At 63.0% G+C, this 18,698-nt stretch carries 16 protein-coding genes; 8 read left to right on the plus strand and 8 right to left on the minus strand.

The window, feature by feature from the left end; all coding sequences use genetic code 11:
- The first annotated feature begins 114 nt into the window (after positions 1-114).
- Positions 115-1,377 carry an adenylate/guanylate cyclase domain-containing protein gene (locus tag V6590_RS01610; RefSeq protein ID WP_335418534.1) on the plus strand — a complete coding sequence of 421 codons (1,263 nt, stop codon included), beginning with the start codon at positions 115-117 and terminating at the stop codon, positions 1,375-1,377.
- 15 nt (positions 1,378-1,392) lie between these two features.
- Here the strand turns inward: V6590_RS01610 and V6590_RS01615 are convergent, their stop codons facing one another.
- The 5 genes from V6590_RS01615 to V6590_RS01635 all read right to left on the minus strand — a co-directional run bounded on the left by V6590_RS01615 (position 1,393) and on the right by V6590_RS01635 (position 6,410).
- Complete coding sequence (locus V6590_RS01615) at positions 1,393-1,872, minus strand: GNAT family N-acetyltransferase (RefSeq protein WP_335418535.1); 480 nt, start codon at positions 1,870-1,872, stop codon at positions 1,393-1,395.
- On the minus strand, positions 1,869-2,699 hold the full coding sequence (gene kdsA, locus V6590_RS01620) for a 3-deoxy-8-phosphooctulonate synthase (protein WP_335418538.1): 831 nt from the start codon (positions 2,697-2,699) through the stop codon (positions 1,869-1,871). The genes V6590_RS01615 and kdsA overlap by 4 nt, the downstream gene beginning before the upstream one ends.
- A 9-nt stretch (positions 2,700-2,708) precedes the next feature.
- Entirely contained in the window at positions 2,709-4,376 is a 1,668-nt protein-coding gene (locus V6590_RS01625) for a KpsE/RkpR family capsule polysaccharide export protein (protein WP_335418541.1), read from the minus strand.
- Positions 4,354-5,013 carry an ABC transporter ATP-binding protein gene (locus V6590_RS01630; protein WP_335418544.1) on the minus strand — a complete coding sequence of 220 codons (660 nt, stop codon included), beginning with the start codon at positions 5,011-5,013 and terminating at the stop codon, positions 4,354-4,356. Before V6590_RS01630 ends, V6590_RS01625 begins: the two co-directional genes overlap by 23 nt.
- 191 nt (positions 5,014-5,204) lie before the next feature.
- Entirely contained in the window at positions 5,205-6,410 is a 1,206-nt protein-coding gene (locus V6590_RS01635; RefSeq protein ID WP_335418546.1) for a Na+/H+ antiporter NhaA, read from the minus strand.
- 110 nt (positions 6,411-6,520) lie between these two features.
- Here V6590_RS01635 and V6590_RS01640 point away from each other — a divergent pair, with 110 nt between their 5' ends.
- From V6590_RS01640 to V6590_RS01650, 3 genes are all read left to right on the plus strand, one after another.
- Positions 6,521-7,126: a uracil-DNA glycosylase family protein gene (locus V6590_RS01640; protein ID WP_335418549.1), complete on the plus strand. Its 606-nt coding sequence runs from the start codon at positions 6,521-6,523 to the stop codon at positions 7,124-7,126.
- On the plus strand, positions 7,113-7,898 hold the full coding sequence (locus V6590_RS01645) for an SseB family protein (protein WP_335418552.1): 786 nt from the start codon (positions 7,113-7,115) through the stop codon (positions 7,896-7,898). The genes V6590_RS01640 and V6590_RS01645 overlap by 14 nt, the downstream gene beginning before the upstream one ends.
- Positions 7,899-8,030: 132 nt before the next feature.
- Positions 8,031-10,325 (plus strand): ATP-binding protein, encoded by a 2,295-nt coding sequence (locus V6590_RS01650; RefSeq protein ID WP_335418555.1) that lies wholly within the window; start codon positions 8,031-8,033, stop codon positions 10,323-10,325.
- Position 10,326: 1 nt separating this feature from the next.
- Here the strand turns inward: V6590_RS01650 and V6590_RS01655 are convergent, their stop codons facing one another.
- Positions 10,327-10,929, minus strand: a complete 603-nt coding sequence (locus V6590_RS01655; RefSeq protein WP_335418559.1) for a hypothetical protein — start codon at positions 10,927-10,929, stop codon at positions 10,327-10,329.
- A gap of 203 nt (positions 10,930-11,132) precedes the next feature.
- Here V6590_RS01655 and recA point away from each other — a divergent pair, with 203 nt between their 5' ends.
- The 3 genes from recA to V6590_RS01670 all read left to right on the plus strand — a co-directional run bounded on the left by recA (position 11,133) and on the right by V6590_RS01670 (position 15,305).
- Complete coding sequence (gene recA, locus V6590_RS01660; protein ID WP_335418562.1) at positions 11,133-12,206, plus strand: recombinase RecA; 1,074 nt, start codon at positions 11,133-11,135, stop codon at positions 12,204-12,206.
- Positions 12,207-12,350: 144 nt separating this feature from the next.
- On the plus strand, positions 12,351-15,011 hold the full coding sequence (gene alaS, locus V6590_RS01665; RefSeq protein WP_335418565.1) for an alanine--tRNA ligase: 2,661 nt from the start codon (positions 12,351-12,353) through the stop codon (positions 15,009-15,011).
- A gap of 3 nt (positions 15,012-15,014) precedes the next feature.
- Positions 15,015-15,305: a DUF1330 domain-containing protein gene (locus V6590_RS01670; protein ID WP_335418568.1), complete on the plus strand. Its 291-nt coding sequence runs from the start codon at positions 15,015-15,017 to the stop codon at positions 15,303-15,305.
- A 32-nt stretch (positions 15,306-15,337) separates the two neighbouring features.
- Here the strand turns inward: V6590_RS01670 and V6590_RS01675 are convergent, their stop codons facing one another.
- Positions 15,338-15,796: an Lrp/AsnC family transcriptional regulator gene (locus V6590_RS01675; protein ID WP_335418571.1), complete on the minus strand. Its 459-nt coding sequence runs from the start codon at positions 15,794-15,796 to the stop codon at positions 15,338-15,340.
- Positions 15,797-15,953: 157 nt separating this feature from the next.
- Between V6590_RS01675 and V6590_RS01680 the strand changes: the two genes are divergently transcribed.
- Positions 15,954-16,748 carry a class II glutamine amidotransferase gene (locus V6590_RS01680; RefSeq protein WP_335418573.1) on the plus strand — a complete coding sequence of 265 codons (795 nt, stop codon included), beginning with the start codon at positions 15,954-15,956 and terminating at the stop codon, positions 16,746-16,748.
- Positions 16,749-16,828: 80 nt separating this feature from the next.
- Here V6590_RS01680 and typA read toward each other — a convergent pair whose 3' ends face one another.
- Positions 16,829-18,646 (minus strand): translational GTPase TypA, encoded by a 1,818-nt coding sequence (typA, locus tag V6590_RS01685; RefSeq protein ID WP_335418576.1) that lies wholly within the window; start codon positions 18,644-18,646, stop codon positions 16,829-16,831.
- Between the last annotated feature and the right edge of the window lie 52 nt (positions 18,647-18,698).

Below are 18,698 nucleotides of genomic sequence, written 5' to 3' on the forward strand. Positions count from 1 at the left end.
GCTCTGGCGCGCGTTTGCGCCGGGATCGTCCTTGCGAAGGCAAAGGCTGCAAGGGCATTTGTCAATTCCCTGTAACATAGGCATGATGGCCCGAAAAAGGGGCTGACAAATCAGATGACTTCGCCGCAAACGAACCTGCCCCCAAGTGTCACACTGCGCGCGCGATCCTTGCGCGGTCCTGGCTGTGCGCCACAAAGCCAGACCCCGGCCGAGATCGAAGCCTGGCTGGTGCAGGAGGCTGGGCAAGCCGACAGTTTGCTGTTGCTCTACGAAGAGTTCATCTGGCGGATCGTGGCGGCAGGTCTGGCGCTGGACCGATCCAGCCTGCATGTGGGCACGCTGCACCCGCAACTTGTGGGCTTTGCCTGGAACTGGAACATAGCAAGCGGACAGTGCGACGAGGTGCAGGTGGGCGAGGGCGCCTTGCAGTCGGAAGCCTTTCTGCGCAGCCCGCTTGCCGTTGTGCTGGTTTCGGGAAAGGCCATGCGCATCGATACGGCCGATCCTGCGGCGGCGGCCGAATTTCCGATCGTGGCAGATCTGCGTGATCTTGGCATCGTCGAATATGTCGTTCTGCCCTTGGGGCCGCGCGGCCATCACCATGTGATGACGGTGGCCACCCGGCGCGCAGGGGGCTTTGCACCGGCGCAGTTCGAAACGCTTGAACATCTTCTGCGGCTGTTGTCGCTGCATGTCGAACGCCACATTGCATTGCGCATCGCCGGAAATGTGATGCGGACCTATCTGGGCAATGAGGCCGGCCAGAAGGTGCTGGATGGCGCGATCCGGCGCGGTGAGGGGCAGACGATCGAAGCGGTGATCTGGGCCTCGGATCTGCGCGGCTTTACCGATCTGTCTGATCGGCTGGACCCGCAAGACATGCTGACAGTGCTGAATGCCTATTTCGCCGCCATCGCGGGGACTGTGGCCGCATACGGGGGCGAGGTGCTGAAGTTCATGGGCGATGGTCTTTTGGCCGTGTTTCCCTTGGCCCGCGATTATGGGCCCCGGTCCGCGCACGAGGCTGCCGTCGCGGCGGCATTGGCAGTTGAAGCTGCGATTGCCGGGCTGAATAGCGCGCCTCCGCCAGAACTTGCTGCCTTCACGGGCTGGCAGCCGCTTCGGTCTGGCACCGGCCTGCATGAAGGGCAGGTGTTCTTTGGCAATATCGGGTCGGCCGAGCGGCTGGATTTCACCGTGATCGGGCAGGCGGTGAATACGGCGAGCCGGGTTGAGGGGATGACCAAGATTCTGCAACGGCCCATTCTGATGACCGGCGCGGTGGCGCAGGGTCTGGCTGATGCGCCCGAAAGCCTGGGTCTGCACAACCTTCGCGGCGTTGCCGCGCCGGTGGAGCTGTTTGCACCGCGAACATAGCGCAACCCTGTGCGATCAGCGCCACAAGTCTTGCGAGAGCCAGGGCGCAGGCAGCGACAGGCGCCCCCGATGCGGCTGGGTCAGCACCAGGGATTGCCAGGCCGGGCGCCAATCCTCAGGGATCGGGCAGGGTGGCTCTGCTCCGGTTTCCGGCAGAAACCCGAAACGGCCATAATAGGCCGGATCCCCCAGAACCAGCACCATGGCAACCCCGGTTTCCCCCAGATGTGCGATCCCCTGGCGGATCAGGCGGCTTCCCAACCCCTGACCCTGCCGGTCGGGATGTACGGCGGCAGGCCCCAGAAGGGCGACCTTGGCCCCATTGATTTGCCCCAAGGTGAACAAGACATGCGCCACAGGGGGCGACCCTTCGATCAGGCTGAGCGTGCCGGGCTGGCCCGACAGGCCCTGCAGCAGCGGCACCAGATCCTCATCAGGGAAGGCAGCAGCGTAAAGTGTCGCCAGATCCGGGGTCAGGGTCAGAACCACTGTCACACCCGCAGGGGATCGGCCTTGGCCAGCCGGTCGAATGCCATCAGGCTGGCAATCAGCGCCGGCATCTCTTGCAGGCGGATCATGTTCGGCCCGTCAGAGGGGGCAGTATCGGGATCCTGATGCGTTTCAAGGAAAACCCCGGCAATGCCAAGCGCGACTGCCGCGCGGGCCAGCACGGGCGCAAATTCGCGTTGCCCGCCCGAACTGTCGCCCAGGCCGCCGGGGAAGGCGACGGCATGGGTCGCATCCATCACCACCGGATAGCCGGTGCGCGCCATGATCGGCAGGCTGCGCATATCGGCCACCAGCCCGTTATACCCAAAGGTCGTGCCGCGTTCTGTCAGCAGGATGCGGTCATTGCCGGTCGAGGCGATCTTTTCGGCGACATTGGCCATGCCATAGGGATCAAGAAACTGGCCCTTCTTCACATTGACCGCCGCCCCGCTGCGCCCGGCGGCCAGCAGCAGGTCGGTCTGGCGGCACAGCAAGGCCGGGATCTGCAGGACATCCACCACGGATGCGACTTCGGCCGCCTGTTCGGGTTCGTGGAAATCGGTCAGCACCGGCATGCCCATGGCGCGCACGGCTTCCAGGATTTTCAGTCCCGTCTCCAGCCCCAGACCGCGCTTGCCCTTCAGGCTGGTGCGGTTGGCCTTGTCAAAACTGCCCTTGAACACATATTGCGCGCCGGTCGCGGCGCAGGCCTCGGCCAGTTGCCCCGCGATCATCTGGGCGTGATCCAGGCTTTCCAACTGGCAGGGCCCTGCAATCACGCAAAGCGGCCGGTCATTTCCGACGGTCAGCCCGCCGATGCGCACGTCTTTCATGGTCTGTCCTTACGCTGAGACCTGTTCGCGCAGGATGGCGACGGTCATCGAGATCATCAGGTAGATACCGCCAAAGATCAGAAACGCAACGATGGTGTTTTCAAAAGCGCGTGGATAGGTCGCTTCATCCGGGGCGACCGGGCTGACCGAAACCTCCAGATAGCGGGTCTGGCGGTTGGCTTCGATCCGTGCGGTTTCCATCGCCTGCGCCGATTGGCCCAGCAGAAGTTGCCGGGTTTGCACATCGGCCTGCGCCACCAGCAACTCGCCCTGTATCTTGGCAAGGCTGTCGCCATCGGCATTGTCTTCGGTCAGCTTGCCGCGCAGCAGGGCAATCTCGGCCTCCAGCGCTGTGATCCGCCGCTTCAGGGGTTCCATCCGCGCCTTGTTGGGCTGGGGATTGCTTTCCATCTGCTGCAGCGACAGCCGGTCCGCCGAAAGCTGGGTTTCCAGATTGCCGATCTGGGCCGAAATCAGCTGAACCTCCACCTCTGAGGACAGGACCTTGTAGGTTTCCTGCAATTGCACCACCCGCTGTTGCGCTGCGATCAGTTTGGCTTCGGCATCCTGATAGGATTCGCGCGCCCCGCTCATCTGATCTTCGCGCAGCCGCTGGGTCATCTGATCCACCTGCTCTTCGGCATAGGCGACAAGGGATTCCGCAAACTTCTGCGAAACGGCCGGATCGGCGGCGATGACCTCCAGCTTGATGATCCCCTCGGTCGGATCATAGGCCACCAGAACATTGCGCTTGTAGGTCTTGTAGGCGTCCTCCTGGCTGGCATCCGGGTCAAGCCGCTGGATCGGATCAATGGCGGGATCGCTGAAATGCGCGCGGAAGCCCTGTTCGGCATCCAGACGCAGCATGGCATCGCGGCTTTGCAGATAGCCTTGAACCGTCATTGAATCCTGCGAATTGGCCAATGGCGAGCCGGACAAGAGCCCGCCAAGCCCGGCCGCCCCACCGGCCACCGGATTGGCGGCTTGCTGGATCACGAATTCCGTCTTGGTGGCATAAAGGGGGGTGGCCACGAAGAAATAGTAGAATCCCGTCAGAATCGCAGGCAGCGTGACAAAGAAGAACAGCCGCAGCGACAACAGCGCCGCCTTGCGACGGCGGCGGCGGGCCAGATCACGCTGGATGCGCTGGATATCTGCCAGATGGCTTTGTTCGGCCCGAACCTCGGTCGAAGGCACCTGAATCGGCTTGATGGTTTGCGGCAATTGCACGCCATCCCCCGGCGCGGCGCGGGCGAGCGCTTGCGGGGCGACGGCCTCATCCTGATCCGGATCAGCTCCGTGCAGTTCCAGCAGATTGGTCCGCTGAAACGGATCCATCCCGGCCTCGCGCAGCAGGCGCACGGCATCGAAATCCGATGTGGCGGGCAGGTTGTGTTTCTGGGCCAGTCGGCGGGCCAGCCGCAATTGGCGCCCGGTCAACCCTTCGCGGCGGATGGCGTCCAGATCGGTGCCCGGGGCAACGTCATCGGCCGGGCCCGGATCATTGGCGGGCACCGGCGCGGCGGCATTGTCGGGCAGATAGGATTGCGCGCCGAACCCGTCCTCCTGGGTGGCAAACAACATGCCTTCCTGCGCCAGCTTTGCGCGCGGCGGCAGCGGTTCAACAGGATCGGGGCGGCGGATGCGAAACCGCTTAGCTGTGAGCTTCGTAGTCATACAGACGCTTCGCCTCTTCCAGGGTTTCGAACATGTACAGCTGGCCGTCCTTCAGAACGGCTGCTGAACGGCAGAATTTTTCCAGGGTCTGGGCCGAATGCGACACCACGATGATGGTGGCATTCTTCAGCCGGTCGCGCAGGATCGACCCGGCCTTGCGATTGAATTCCACATCGGTGGTGGCAGGCATGCCTTCGTCGATCAGATAGATGTCGAATTCCAGTGCCAGCATCAGCGCAAAGCAGAAGCGCGCCCGCATCCCCGCGCTATAGGTGCCCAGCGGCATGTCGAAATATTCATCCAGACCGCAGAGCCAGCGGCAGAAGCTTTCGACATAATCCGGGTCCAGCCCATAAAGCCGGGCAATATAGCGGCTGTTTTCGGTCGCGGTGTGCTTGTTGATGACGCCGCCCATGAAGCCCAGCGGAAAGGAAATGCGCGAGGTGCGGGTGATCCGGCCTTCGTCGGGTTTCTCCAGCCCGGCCATCATGTTGATGATCGTGGTCTTTCCGGTGCCATTGCGCGCAAGGATACCCAGCGAATTGCCGATTTCCACACGGAAAGAGGCGCGGTCAAGGATGACCTTGCGCTTCTTGCCCGTCCAGAAGGACTTGCTGACAGTATCGAACTCGATCATTCGCGCCTCGATGCCCCCGGTTCGCCGGGGGAAAACCGTTCCGGTTGTTTTCCCGGATAAGGTTCTTTCATTAACACTTGCTCACTCGCCGTGGTCCCACCGGGATAAACCTGCATTCAGGCAGCATTATGTCAGCGGGGGTGGGATTTTTGCAATGGTCCAGCGGTCTGGGGTGGCGGGTTCTGGCCGGATCAGCCGCGTCCGAAGGGCCGGATTGCCAGAACCACGGCAGGCAGCAGCGACAGGGCCAGCCCCATCCGCGCCGCTTCGGCCATGGCGCCGCCCGGCACGGCGCTTTCCAGCGCAAGGGCAGGGCCGGTGAACCCGATTCCGATCAGCAGCGCGATCCGGCCAAATTGGGGCCAGCCGATACCGGGCGGCAATGCAATGCCCAGCAACCGCGCGGCCAGCCAGACCCCTGCCAGCAATCCCAGCGGTTTGCCGATCCAGAATGCCGCCAGCGTTGTGATCGTGGTGGGGCCAAAAGCTGCCAGATCGATGCCACCATGGGTCAGCCCGAACAGGAACATCACCGCGACAATGGGCCAGACCAGCAGATGCGCCAACCGGTTCAGCGGATCGTGCAGGAACTCTTCGGCCTCGGCAAAAAGGCCAAAGGCACGCTCGGCATGGGGAATGGCCGGGATTACGGGCAGAAGGCCCAGGGCGCCCGGCAGGCCAGCCGCCAACACGCCCCCCCCTCCGACAAGCCCCGCCAGCGCATAGGGCCACAGGTGCAGCGCGCGTTGCCGGTCGGATTCGCGCGTGCTGCCGGCATGGCGTCCGGCCAGCCACCAGACCATGACCGATGCCGATAGCGGCAGCAGCAACCAGACCAGCCGCAGCGGTTGATCGGGGAAGGCCAGCCCCTGAACGGCCAGACCGGCCAGATCGGCCCCGATGGTGATCAGCAGCAACATGTGGAGGGCCGGGCTTCCCGCCCCAAGTATACGGCGGCCCAGCAGGTAGCAGAGCATCACATCCGCGCCGATCGGCAGGGCCCAGCCCGTGCCAAAACGCGCCTCCTCCGCCGTTTCGACCAGCGTTGACACTGCCAGCCAGACCAGAACCGCCCCCAGACAGGCCCCCAGTGTCGCCAAGAGCGGCAGCCCCCCACGCCGCCCATGCAGCGCGCCCCGTTCCAGCGTGTTGGCCTCCCACAATTCCTTGGCCAGCAGGAAATAGACCAGCGCCATCAGCGCCTCGGAGGTGAGCGAGATCAGCGTCACCCGCGCATGTGCGGGGACCAGCCAATCGGGGAAGGGCAAGGGAAACAGCCGCCATTCCATAGCATCGTAATAGCTGGCCGGCGCAAGATTGACCCAGAGCGTTGCAACAGCCACCCCGGCCAGCAGCGCGCGGGCGAAATGGATCAGATGGTATGAGACACGATACATCGCGTTCTCCGGGACAAGAGGGCGGAAGGTATACCTAACCGCGCGATTTTCGCGCTACAACCGGGCAGGGCAGGCAAGACCGGGGGTGTTGCGCGATGGTATCGGCTGAGATGGCAGAACTGGCGGACAGGATTGCCACCTGCCGCCTGTGCGCCGACCGGTTTGCCGCAACGGCAACCGCCCATCAGCCGCGCCCCGTGCTGTGGCATGGCACTACGGCCCGGTTGCTGATCGCGGGTCAGGCGCCGGGGCTTCGGGTGCATGGGTCGGGCAAGCCCTTCACCGATCCGTCCGGCCAGCGTTTGCGCGCCTGGCTGGGGCTGACCGCCGATCAGTTCTATGATCGATCCCGGGTGGCCATCCTGCCGATGGCCTTCTGCTTTCCCGGCTATGACGCAAGGGGGGCGGACCTGCCGCCACCTCTGATCTGCGCGGCCACATGGCGGGCTGCGGTTCTGGCGCAGCACAATCAGGTGCAGCTGGTGTTGGCTGTCGGGGCGGCGGCGATCCGCTGGCATCTGGGCGACCGGCGTGCGGTGACCGATGCCGTGGCCGGCTGGCCCGCGGCGCTGGAGCGCGGGATTTGCCCCTTGCCGCATCCTTCGTGGCGGAATACCGGGTGGATCAAACGCAATCCCTGGTTCGAGGCCGAGCTGCTCCCTGTGCTGCGCGCCAGAATCCAGACGCTGATGGAGACCCCGCATGACCCCGCTTGATCTTGCATGGCAGGCCATGGCCGAGGCGCCTGATGACGATGATGCCCCACGCCTGCGCTATTACGAACGACTGGCCGATGGCGAGATGATCCTGCTGCTGGATCGTGAACCGGCGGGGGAAACCCTAGATCCCAGGGTCTTTGATCTGGAGGATGGGCCGGTCGTGCTGATTTTTGACAGCGAGGAACGGCTGGCGGCCTTTACCGGGGTTCCAGCCCCCTATGCGGCGCTGCCGGGGCGGGTTGTGGCGGGCCTTTTGGCGGGCAAGGGCATCGGGTTGGGCATCAATCTGGGGGTCGCGCCGTCTTCGCTGCTGTTGCCACCCTTCGCGGTGGATTGGCTGGCACAAACGCTCGATCACGGACCGGATAGGACCGAAGCCCGGCCGCAGCAGTTTCATGCGCCCAAGGGTCTGCCGCCGGCGCTGCTGACCGGTCTCGATGCCAAACTGGCGCGGGCCGGCGGCTTGGCGGGGCAGGCCCTGCTGGTCGCGGTCACCTATGAAGGGGGCAGGCCGGGGCATATGCTGGCCTTTATAGACGCGGTTGCAGGGGCGGAACCGGCGCTGGCCCGTGCGGCGGCAGAGGCGCTGACCTTTTCGGGGATCGAGGCAGGGGAAATGGATGTGACCTTCCTGTCATCCGGCGATCCGGCGACTGCCGCAATGGCGCGGGTGGCGCTGCGCTTTGATCTGCCGGTCCCGGTGGCACCCGAACCTGCATCCCCATCAGCCCCGGGGATGGACCCGTCCCGCCCGCCGATTCTGCGCTGATTGCCAAAGGTGCAATCGCCTCTTGCCTGCCAATGCCGGTTAAGGGTGAATTAACTTTTTAAGGGCCTAGTGAAACCATGATTCCCTGCAAAGGCGGATGATGAAAGACGGGGCAAAGGCATGGCGGCTGGCATGGTAACGACGGCGGGCTTGATCTCGGCGGCGCGGACCATTGGCGCGAAATCCTGGGTCTTGCTGGGCGGGGCCGTCGCCGCCGGGGTGACCCTTGTGCTGGCCCCCGATCCGGCGATCCGGCTGGCTGCCGGGGCCATTGGCGTTACCCTTTGCACGTTGATCCTGTTGGTGCGGGGCCTGATCCTGATCGATCACTTGCGCCTTGGGCGGCAAGAGCGCGATCTGGAAACCCTTGTCGGGCAGGATGCGGCCCCCAGCTTCACCACGGATGCCATCGGCAGGATCGGCTTTCAGAATGCTGCAGCGCTGGAACGGTTTGGCAGACGTGACGGCGCCACGCTGATTGCCACGCTTGAGGATCACTTCGCCAATCCCGCGTCCGTCCTGTATCGGCTGCAAAGCCGCGCCATGACGACAGGTGCCGCGCGGGAAGATGTGGTTACCCGGCGTGGGCACACCCGGCTTTCGGTCCATCGCATCGCCCAGTCCCGGTTCCTGTGGCGGCTGGAGGAGTTTCAGGAACGATCCGGTGCCGGTCGCGGGGCAGAAACGCTCAGCCTGCCGATGCTGATCGCCAACAAATCCGGCGTCATCCTATTTGCCAATGAAGCAATGCGCCGGCTGCTGGGGGGGCGCCCCAAACGGCTGGACCGGGTCTTCCGCAGCCAGACCCTTCATAGCGGCGAGGAAGTTCAGGTTGATGCCGTGGGCGGGCCGGTACGCGCGATTCTGGCCGAACTGGATGGCCCCGGCGAGCGGCGCGAAATCTATCTCATGCCGGTGCCAGATGGCCAGTTGCAGCAGGGTGAGCTGACGGATTTCGAGAATGTGCCGGTGGCCCTGATGAAGTTCGGCGCAGACGGGGCCCTGTGGGCTGCAAACCGTGCCGCCCGCGAAGCACTTGGGCTGGAGCGCGAGCGGGGGGGGCAGTTCCACGAATTGTTCGAAGGTCTGGGCCGCCCGGTGATGGACTGGCTGAACGATACGCTGGCCGAACGCATCCCCTCGCGGTCGGAAGTGCTGCGCTATCGCGGATCGGATTCCGACAGCTATTTCCAGATCACCCTGCGTCGGATCGTCGAACTGGGCCGCCCCATGGCGCTTGCGGTATTGAATGATGCAACAGCGCTGAAAACCCTGGAAGCGCAATTCGTGCAAAGCCAGAAGATGCAGGCCATCGGCCAGTTGGCAGGCGGGATTGCCCATGATTTCAACAATCTGCTGACGGCGATCTCCGGCCATTGCGACCTGCTGCTCATGCGCCATGATCGCAGCGATCCCGAATATGCCGATCTGGTGCAGATCAACCAGAATGCAAACCGCGCGGCATCGCTGGTGGGGCAGTTGCTGGCCTTCTCGCGCAAACAGACCCTGAAACCCGAACGGGTCGATCTGCAGGAGGCGCTGTCGGATCTGACCCATCTGCTCAACCGTCTGGTGGGGGAACGCATCAATCTGCGGCTGGCCCATGCGCCCTTCCTTGGTCCCATCCGTGCGGACAAGCGTCAGTTGGAGCAGGTCATCATGAACCTCGTGGTGAATGCCCGCGATGCGATGCCCGACGGTGGCACCATCCGCATCGAGACCGAGGCGCTGACCCTGCGGGAAGAACTGCGCCGTGATCGCGCCATTGTGCCCCCCGGCGAATATGCGGTGATCCGCGTTCTGGATACCGGGGTCGGCATTCCGCCAGACCGGCTTCAGAAGGTGTTCGAACCCTTCTACACCACCAAGAAAGTGGGCGAAGGCACTGGTTTGGGCCTTTCGACCGCCTATGGCATCGTCAAACAGACCGGTGGTTTCATCTTCGTGGATAGCGAGGTCGGGCTGGGCACTGTCTTCCATCTCTATTTCCCAATCCATGAGCAGACCGAACAGGAAACGCCTGAGGTTAAGGCCCCCGTGGCGCAGCCAAGCCCCCGTCAGGGCGACGGTGTCGTTCTGCTGGTCGAGGATGAAGGGCCGGTACGGGCCTTTGCGTCGCGCGCCTTGCGGTTGCGCGGCTATACGGTGCTGGAGGCCGAGAATGCCGAAGAGGCGCTGAAAACGCTGGAAGATCCCCGGCTGGATGTGGACATCTTCGTGACCGATGTGGTGATGCCTGGCATGGATGGGCCAAGCTGGGTGGCCAAGGCCCTGGAAACCCGGCCCAATGTGCGCGTGGTCTTTGTGTCGGGTTACGCCGAGGACTGCCTGTCGGAACACCAGTCACGCATTCCGAATTCGGTTTTCCTGGCCAAGCCCTTCTCGCTCAACGATCTTGCTGCCACCGTTCAGGGGCAGTTGCACTGATTTAGCCGGTCTTTTCGCACAGCGTGTCATAGAGCGCAAAATCCTTGGCGGCGAATTTGCGCAACATCCGCTCTGTGGCCGGGTCCAGCGCCAGATCGGCCTTGGGCGACACGTTCAGCCGGGGCAAGATGATCTCGCAATTCAGGCGATCCTCAAGGAAGGTGATAAGATCCTCGATCCGTTCATAGCGGAACAGATGATCCAGCCCGCGTTCGCCCTTGGCCTGCAGGAAATTGGCCTGTGCCCCCACGGCCGCATAGGCGGGTGGCGCATCTGAACAATAGGCGCGCACAAAAGCATCAAAAGTAATGCCTTCGGTGCTTTTGCGATCATCATTCATGTCGTCGCGCTGGCGATACCGATACCAGCTTCCCAACCAGTCCAGTGGTTCGCGCATCGTGGCAATCAGCGTGAAGGGGCCCCCTGCCGCACTTTCCAGCCAGGGCCCCATGAACCGGTGATATTTGCGCACCGAGGCATGTTTCAACTGGGGCGGCCGCTGGATCACCACATGGGCCATCGATTCGAGCGCGGATTCGATGGCGGTTGTGCCGGTCTTGGGGGTGGCCAGCATCGTCAGCCGCTGGTGCCAGAATACAAGCATCCCTGCCTCATTTTCATGGTTCGGGTCTGTGAGCGCCCGGCTTGTAAACTATCCCTTAACCCGAATGGGAAAAAGCTGAATTTGACGAAAAAGCCGTTGCTTTGTTCCCGTTTTATTCGCATATGATGGGAACAAGGCAGGAACATCACGCAGCGCGCCGCGCATTGCCCTGCAAGTGCGGCTATGGGATAAGGACCATACGGATGGCAACCGCAACCCTTCTCGACTTGAACGGAAAGCGCGACATGGACAAGACGAAGGCGCTGGAAAGCGCGCTGGCGCAGATCGAACGGCAGTTCGGCAAAGGCTCCATCATGAAGCTCGGGTCCGGCAACCCGGCCATGGATATCGAGGCAACCTCCACCGGCTCGCTGGGGCTTGATATCGCGCTCGGGATCGGCGGGCTGCCCAAGGGGCGGATCATCGAGATTTACGGGCCGGAAAGCTCGGGCAAGACCACGCTCACGCTGCATGTGGTGGCGGAAGAGCAGAAGAAGGGCGGCGTCTGTGCCTTTGTCGATGCCGAACATGCGCTGGACCCGCAATATGCCAAGAAGCTGGGCGTCAATCTGGATGAGCTGCTGATCAGCCAGCCCGATACCGGTGAACAGGCGCTGGAAATCGTCGATACGCTGGTGCGGTCGGGCGCGGTCAGTCTGATCGTGGTCGATTCGGTCGCGGCGCTGACGCCAAAGGCGGAAATCGAAGGCGACATGGGGGATGCCACCGTCGGCGCGCAGGCCCGCCTGATGAGCCAGGCGATGCGCAAGCTGACCGCCAGCATCGGGCGCAGCAATTGCATGGTGATCTTCATCAACCAGATCCGCATGAAGATCGGGGTGATGTTCGGCAACCCGGAAACCACCACCGGCGGCCATGCGCTGAAATTCTATGCCTCGGTCCGTCTGGATATCCGTCGCATCGGCGCGATCAAGGACCGCGAGGAAGTGGTGGGCAATTCCACCCGGGTGAAGGTGGTCAAGAACAAGGTGGCGCCGCCCTTCAAGCAGGTCGAATTCGACATCATGTATGGCGAAGGCATTTCCAAGACCGGCGAGCTGATCGATATCGGCGTCAAGGCGGGCGTGGTCGAAAAATCGGGCAGCTGGTATTCCTATGGCGATGAGCGCATCGGGCAGGGCCGCGAGAACGCCAAGACCTTCCTGAAGGCCAATCCGACCATCGCGCTGGAGATTGAAGACAAGATCCGCGCCGCCAATGGGCTTGATTTCCACATGGCCGAGGGCACGGCCGAGGATGATGTGGTTGACATGTGATCAAATCCGGGCCTAACCCCCGGAAATCAGGGCGCCTTCGGGCGCCCTTTTTCGTCATCGGGCCGTTGCGAAGGTGGACAGTGCCGAACCGCGCCGCTAAACGGGATCGCAACACCCCGCATCTGGCACAGGAGCCGCCTCCCCATGCCGTCGTTGAACGACATCCGGTCCACATATCTCGATTTTTTCAAGCGCAACGGTCATACCGTCGTGGACAGTAGCCCACTGGTGCCGCGCAATGATCCGACGCTGATGTTCACCAATTCTGGCATGGTGCAGTTCAAGAACTGCTTCACCGGGGTGGAAAAGCGCGATTATGTGCGCGCCACCACCGCACAGAAATGCGTGCGCGCCGGCGGCAAGCACAATGACCTGGACAATGTGGGCTATACCGCGCGGCACCATACGTTTTTCGAAATGCTGGGGAATTTCAGCTTTGGTGACTATTTCAAGGCTGAGGCAATCAACTTTGCCTGGGAATTGCTGACAAAGGATTTCGACATTCCGAAATCGAAGCTGCTGGTCACGGTCTATCACACCGATGACGAGGCTGCCGCGATGTGGAAAAAGGTTGCGGGTCTGTCGGATGACCGGATCATCCGCATTCCGACCAATGACAATTTCTGGCAGATGGGGCCGACCGGACCTTGCGGCCCCTGCACGGAAATCTTCTACGACCATGGCGACCATATCTGGGGTGGCCCGCCCGGCAGCGCCGATGAAGATGGCGACCGCTATATCGAGATCTGGAACAACGTCTTCATGCAGAACGAACAGTTCGAAGACGGCTCCATGATCGACCTTGACATGCAGTCGATCGACACCGGCATGGGGCTGGAGCGGATCGGCGCGCTGCTGCAAGGCAAGCACGACAATTATGACACCGATCTGATGCGCAGCCTGATCGAGGCATCGGCCCATCTGACCTCGGCCGATCCCGATGGCCCTGGCAAGGTGCATCACCGCGTGGTGGCCGATCACCTGCGCTCGACGTCTTTCCTGATTGCCGATGGTGTGATGCCGTCGAACGAAGGGCGCGGCTATGTGCTGCGGCGGATCATGCGCCGCGCGATGCGCCATCTGAACATGCTCGGCACCCGCGATGTGACCATGTACAAGCTGGTGCCTGCCCTGGTGCGCCAGATGGGCGCGGCTTACCCGGAACTGGCACGCGCGCAGAACCTGATCGAGGAAACGCTGCGTCTGGAAGAAACCCGGTTCCGCACCACGCTGGACCGCGGGCTGAAGCTGCTGGACGAGGAACTGGCCAACCTGCCCGAAGGGGCCGATCTGCCCGGCCCGACCGCCTTCAAGCTATATGACACCTACGGCTTCCCGCTGGACCTGACGCAGGATGCACTGCGCGAAAAGGGCCGCGCCGTGGATGTGCCGGGCTTTGACGCCGCCATGGAAGAACAGCGGGCCAAGGCGCGCGCCTCATGGTCCGGCACGGGCGAGGCCAAGGATGCCAAGGTCTGGTTCGATCTGGCCGAAGCCCATGGTGCAACCGAATTCCTCGGCTATGACGGCGAGGCGGCAGAAGGCCAGATTCTCGCCATCGTCAAGGATGGCGCACTGATCGGTTCTTCCGATGAGGCGAAGGGCGCGGTGATCAATATCGTCGTGAACCAGACGCCGTTCTACGCCGAAAGCGGTGGTCAGGTCGGCGATCAGGGTCTGATCCGTACCGATACCGGTCTTGCTCGGGTGACCGATACGCGCAAGGCGGCCGGGGTGTTCTATCATGTGGCCGAAATCCTGGAAGGTGCCGTGGTCAAGGGCCAACCCGCCAAGCTGGAGCTGGACCACGCCCGCCGTCAGGCGATCCGCGCCAACCATTCGGCCACCCACCTGTTGAACGAGGCGTTGCGCAACGTGCTGGGCGATCATGTGGCACAGCGCGGTTCGCTGAATGCGGCGGATCGTCTGCGCTTCGATTTCGCGCATGGCAAGGCGCTGTCGGCAGAGGAACTTGCCAGGGTCGAGGCAGAGGTGAACGCCTATATCCGCCAGAATGGTGCGGTGGAAACCCGCCTGATGTCGCCCGATGATGCCCGCGCGCTTGGCGCGCAGGCGCTGTTTGGCGAGAAATATGGCGAGGAAGTGCGCGTCGTTTCGATGGGCCGCCAGACCGGATCGGGCAAGGGCAATGATGGCCAGACCTATTCGATCGAGCTTTGCGGCGGCACCCATGTGCGGCAACTGGGCGAGATCGGGGCCTTTGTTCTGCTGTCGGACAGCGCGTCGTCTTCCGGCGTGCGGCGGATCGAAGCGCTGACCGGCGAAGGCGCGCTGGCCCATATGGCGGCACAGGCGCAGATGCTGGCCGATGTGGCCGCTGTGCTGAAAGTACCACCGGCAGAGCTTGCCGATCGGGCCAAGGCGCTGCTGGACGAACGCAAGAAGCTGGAAAATGAAGTGGCGCAACTGCGCCGCGAACTGGCGATGGGCGGAAAATCCGGCGGGCCCGTGGCCAAGGAAATCAACGGCGTCAAGTTCATCGCGCAGGTGATGCAGGGCGTATCGGGCAAGGATCTGCCGGGCCTGATCGACGAGATGAAGGCGCGCTTGGGGTCGGGCGCGGTGCTGCTGATTGCCGATACCGGGGCCAAGCCTGCGGTGGCCGCCGGGGTTACCGCCGATCTGACCGGACGCCTGTCCGCCGTGGCGCTGGTCAAGGCCGCGGCCGAGGCGCTTGGTGGCAAGGGTGGCGGTGGCCGGCCTGACATGGCGCAGGCGGGCGGTGCCGATATTTCCAAGGCAGATCAGGCGATTGCCGCTGCCGAAGCCGTGATGGAGGCCTGAGCCATGCCCACAGCCCTGTGGATCGCCCATGTCGAAGTCACCGACGCCGAGGCCTATGGCATCTATGCCAAGGGCGCAGGCCCGGCCATTGCAGCCCATGGCGGGGTCTTCCTTGCCCGGGGTGGCCGCTATGTGCAACTGGAAGGCAATGATCGCGCCCGCAATGTCGTGGCGCGCTTCCCATCGGTTGAGGCGGCTGTGGCCTGCTACAACAGCGCGGAGTATCAGACGGCACTGGCCCATGCCAAAGGGGCCAGCATCCGCGATCTGGTGGTGGTCGAAGAAATCGAATGAATGACCATCGCCGCCCTGCCCAAGTCTGATCGTCAGACGGGCAGGGCGGTGGTTTCCTTGGTTTCCTCCATCACGAAGCTGGCGGAAACGTCATGCAGATCGACGCGGGCGATCAGATCCTTGTAAAGCCGGTCATAGGCCTTCACATCGGCCACGCGCGCCCGGATCAGGTAATCCAGATCGCCGGTCATCCGATAAGCCCCCAGAATTTCCGGCATGTCGCGCGTGGCCCGGGTGAACCGGTCCAGCCAATCGGGTGTGTGGCGTTCGGCCTTGATCATCATGAACACGGTCAGCCCCAGCCCCAGCTTGTCCGGGTCCAGCAGCGCGACGCGGGCGCGGATCACGCCAGCTTCTTCCAGCGCCTTGACCCGCCGCCAGACCGCATTGCGCGACAGGCCGACCCGGTCCCCCAGATCTTCAAGCGACAATCCCGCATCACGTTGCAGGATGTTGAGGATGCGGCGATCGAGGTGGTCAAGTTTCTCCATATCTGGAACTATGGCGGGAAAATTGCCACATGGCCAGCCCGAAGCGCCGATAATCCGGTCTTCATTTCTGCCACATATCCTTTACAATAGGGCAAACAGCAGAAACGGGCAGGTATCGTGCAAGTGTCAGTCATGTCGCGCAAGGGGGGGCACTAAGATGTGCCGTTGGGCCGCCTATATCGGAACGCCGATCTTTCTGGAGGACATCGTCAGCCGCCCCGGCCATTCGTTGATCCATCAGAGCCATTGCGCCACCGAATGCAAGACCGCGATCAACGCCGATGGCTTCGGCATCGCCTGGTATGGCGACAAGCGGGAACCGGGCCTGTATCGCGATGTCATGCCTGCCTGGAGCGACCCGAACCTGCGCAGCCTTGTCTCCACCGTGCGGTCGGGGCTGTTCCTGGCCCATGTCCGCGCCTCGACCGGAACGGCCACCAGCCGCAACAACTGCCATCCCTTTACCCATGGCCGCTGGTCCTTCATGCATAACGGTCAGGTGGGCGGCTATGAACAGTTCCGCCGCGATGCCGACATGATGATCCCGGATGCGCTTTACCCGGTTCGCAAGGGCGCGACCGACAGCGAGGCGCTGTTTCTGGTGGCCTTGGCCGAAGGGTTGGAGGACGACCCGCATGGCGCCATGGAACGGGCGGCGGCGCGGTTCATCCGGCTGGCGCGGGACAAGGGCGCGCTACCGCATCTGCGCCTGACGGTGGCCATGTCGGACGGCACGCGGCTATATGCGATGCGCTATGCCACCGATGATCTGGCCCCCACGCTTTATCACCGCTGGTCAGATACGCGCGGCGGCCGGGCCATCGTGTCCGAACCGCTGGAAAGCAATGAAGACGGGTGGGAAGCCGTGCCGCCCTCAAGCTTCTGTATTTTCGACGGGGCCGAGGTGACGGTGCTGCCCTTCCTGCCCTGTCGGCTGGCGGCGGCGGCCTGATTGGCCCCCAGAGATTGACAAAGGGGCGGGAAATTTCCCGCCCCTTTGTCTTTGTCTTTGTCTTGCACCACTGACGCGGCTTATTCGTTGCGCGACTGGCGCTTGCGTTCATGCGGGTCAAGCTCGCGCTTGCGCAGGCGCACGATCTTGGGCGTGACTTCCACCAGTTCGTCATCATCGATATAGGCAATCGCCTCTTCCAGCGACATGCGCACCGGCGGCGTCAGGCGGACGGCTTCGTCAGTTCCGCTGGCGCGCACGTTGGTCAGCTTCTTACCCTTCAGCGGGTTCACTTCCAGATCGTTGTCACGCGAATGTTCGCCGATGATCATGCCGACATAGACAGCTTCCTGCGCGCCGATGAACATCTTGCCGCGATCTTCCAGGTTCCACAGCGCGTAAGAGACCGAGATGCCGTTCTCCATGCTGATCAGAACGCCCTGACGGCGGCCCTGGATCGGGCCCTTATGCGCCACCCAGCCATGGAAGATGCGGTTCAGCACGCCGGTGCCCCGGGTATCGGTCAGGAACTGACCGTGATAGCCGATCAGACCGCGCGACGGCACATGGGCCACAATACGGGTCTTGCCGACACCTGCCGGTTTCATCTCGACCAGATCGCCCTTGCGTTCGCCGGTCAGCTTGTCGATCACCGCGCCGGAATATTCGTCATCGACATCGACGATGACCTCTTCCACCGGTTCCATGCGCACGCCGTTTTCTTCCTTGAAGATCACGCGCGGGCGCGAGATCGACAGTTCGAACCCTTCGCGGCGCATGTTTTCGATAAGCACGCCCATCTGCAATTCGCCACGGCCCGAAACGATGAACGCCTCGCCACCCGGGGTGTCTTCAACCTTGATCGCGACGTTCACCTCGGATTCGCGCAGCAGGCGTTCGCGGATCACCCGGCTTTGCACCTTGTTGCCGTCTTTCCCGGCCAGCGGGCTGTCATTGATGCCAAAGGTGACCGAGATGGTCGGCGGGTCAATGGGCTGTGCGGGCAGTGCGGTTTCAACCGACAGATCGCAGAGCGTGTCGGCCACGGTGGCCTTGGTCATGCCCGCGATGGTCACGATGTCACCCGCCACGGCCTCGTCGATCGGCTGCTGCGACAGGCCACGGAAAGCCAGGATCTTGGTCACGCGGAACTGTTCGATCCGCTCACCCGTGCGGGTCAGCGCCTTCAGCGACGCGCCGACCTTCAGCGTGCCCGCCTCGACACGGCCGGTCAGGATGCGGCCGATGAACGGGTCGGCCGACAGCGTGGTGGCCAGCATCTGGAAGGGCTCATCCGCCTTGGCCAGCTGCTTGGGCGCGGGCACATGGCGCACGACCAGTTCGAACAGGGCCGACAGATCCTTGCGCGGGCCATCCAGCCCTTCATCCGCCCAGCCAGCACGGCCCGAGGCGTAAAGATGCGGGAAATCCAGCTGTTCATCGGTTGCGCCAAGATTGGCAAACAGATCGAAAACTTCGTTCAGCGCGCGGTCGGGTTCGGCATCGGGCTTGTCGACCTTGTTCAGCACCACGATCGGGCGCAGGCCAAGGGCCAAGGCCTTGGAGGTCACGAATTTGGTCTGCGGCATCGGGCCTTCGGCGGCATCCACCAGCAGCACCACACCATCGACCATGTTCAGGATGCGCTCCACCTCGCCGCCGAAATCGGCGTGTCCGGGCGTATCGACGATATTGATGCGGGTGCCGTTCCATTCCACCGATGTGGCCTTGGCAAGGATGGTAATCCCACGCTCGCGTTCGATGTCATTGCTGTCCATCGCGCGTTCGGTGGTGGCCTGATTGTCGCGATAGGTGCCGGACTGTTTCAGCAGTTCGTCCACCAGCGTGGTCTTGCCATGGTCAACGTGCGCGATGATCGCGATGTTGCGAAGCTCCATCGGAGGGGTCTCTTTCACAAATATGGTTTGGCGCGGCCTTACAGGAGGGCGC

It is taken from the genome of Gemmobacter denitrificans (genome assembly GCF_036964905.1).
Classification (GTDB): domain Bacteria; phylum Pseudomonadota; class Alphaproteobacteria; order Rhodobacterales; family Rhodobacteraceae; genus Gemmobacter; species Gemmobacter denitrificans.

What these genes read in the sequence shown, in the direction of transcription:
- V6590_RS01680 (WP_335418573.1), top strand. Translation starts at nt 15,954, where the DNA reads ATGTGCCGTTGGGCCGCCTATATCGGAACGCCGATCTTTCTGGAGGAC.
- V6590_RS01675 (WP_335418571.1), bottom strand. Translation starts at nt 15,796, where the DNA reads ATGGAGAAACTTGACCACCTCGATCGCCGCATCCTCAACATCCTGCAA.
- V6590_RS01670 (WP_335418568.1), top strand. Translation starts at nt 15,015, where the DNA reads ATGCCCACAGCCCTGTGGATCGCCCATGTCGAAGTCACCGACGCCGAG.
- V6590_RS01645 (WP_335418552.1), top strand. Translation starts at nt 7,113, where the DNA reads ATGACCCCGCTTGATCTTGCATGGCAGGCCATGGCCGAGGCGCCTGAT.
- V6590_RS01625 (WP_335418541.1), bottom strand. Translation starts at nt 4,376, where the DNA reads ATGACTACGAAGCTCACAGCTAAGCGGTTTCGCATCCGCCGCCCCGAT.
- V6590_RS01635 (WP_335418546.1), bottom strand. Translation starts at nt 6,410, where the DNA reads ATGTATCGTGTCTCATACCATCTGATCCATTTCGCCCGCGCGCTGCTG.
- kdsA (WP_335418538.1), bottom strand. Translation starts at nt 2,699, where the DNA reads ATGAAAGACGTGCGCATCGGCGGGCTGACCGTCGGAAATGACCGGCCG.
- typA (WP_335418576.1), bottom strand. Translation starts at nt 18,646, where the DNA reads ATGGAGCTTCGCAACATCGCGATCATCGCGCACGTTGACCATGGCAAG.
- V6590_RS01650 (WP_335418555.1), top strand. Translation starts at nt 8,031, where the DNA reads ATGGTAACGACGGCGGGCTTGATCTCGGCGGCGCGGACCATTGGCGCG.
- V6590_RS01630 (WP_335418544.1), bottom strand. Translation starts at nt 5,013, where the DNA reads ATGATCGAGTTCGATACTGTCAGCAAGTCCTTCTGGACGGGCAAGAAG.
- V6590_RS01655 (WP_335418559.1), bottom strand. Translation starts at nt 10,929, where the DNA reads ATGCTTGTATTCTGGCACCAGCGGCTGACGATGCTGGCCACCCCCAAG.
- V6590_RS01610 (WP_335418534.1), top strand. Translation starts at nt 115, where the DNA reads ATGACTTCGCCGCAAACGAACCTGCCCCCAAGTGTCACACTGCGCGCG.
- alaS (WP_335418565.1), top strand. Translation starts at nt 12,351, where the DNA reads ATGCCGTCGTTGAACGACATCCGGTCCACATATCTCGATTTTTTCAAG.
- V6590_RS01640 (WP_335418549.1), top strand. Translation starts at nt 6,521, where the DNA reads ATGGCAGAACTGGCGGACAGGATTGCCACCTGCCGCCTGTGCGCCGAC.
- recA (WP_335418562.1), top strand. Translation starts at nt 11,133, where the DNA reads ATGGCAACCGCAACCCTTCTCGACTTGAACGGAAAGCGCGACATGGAC.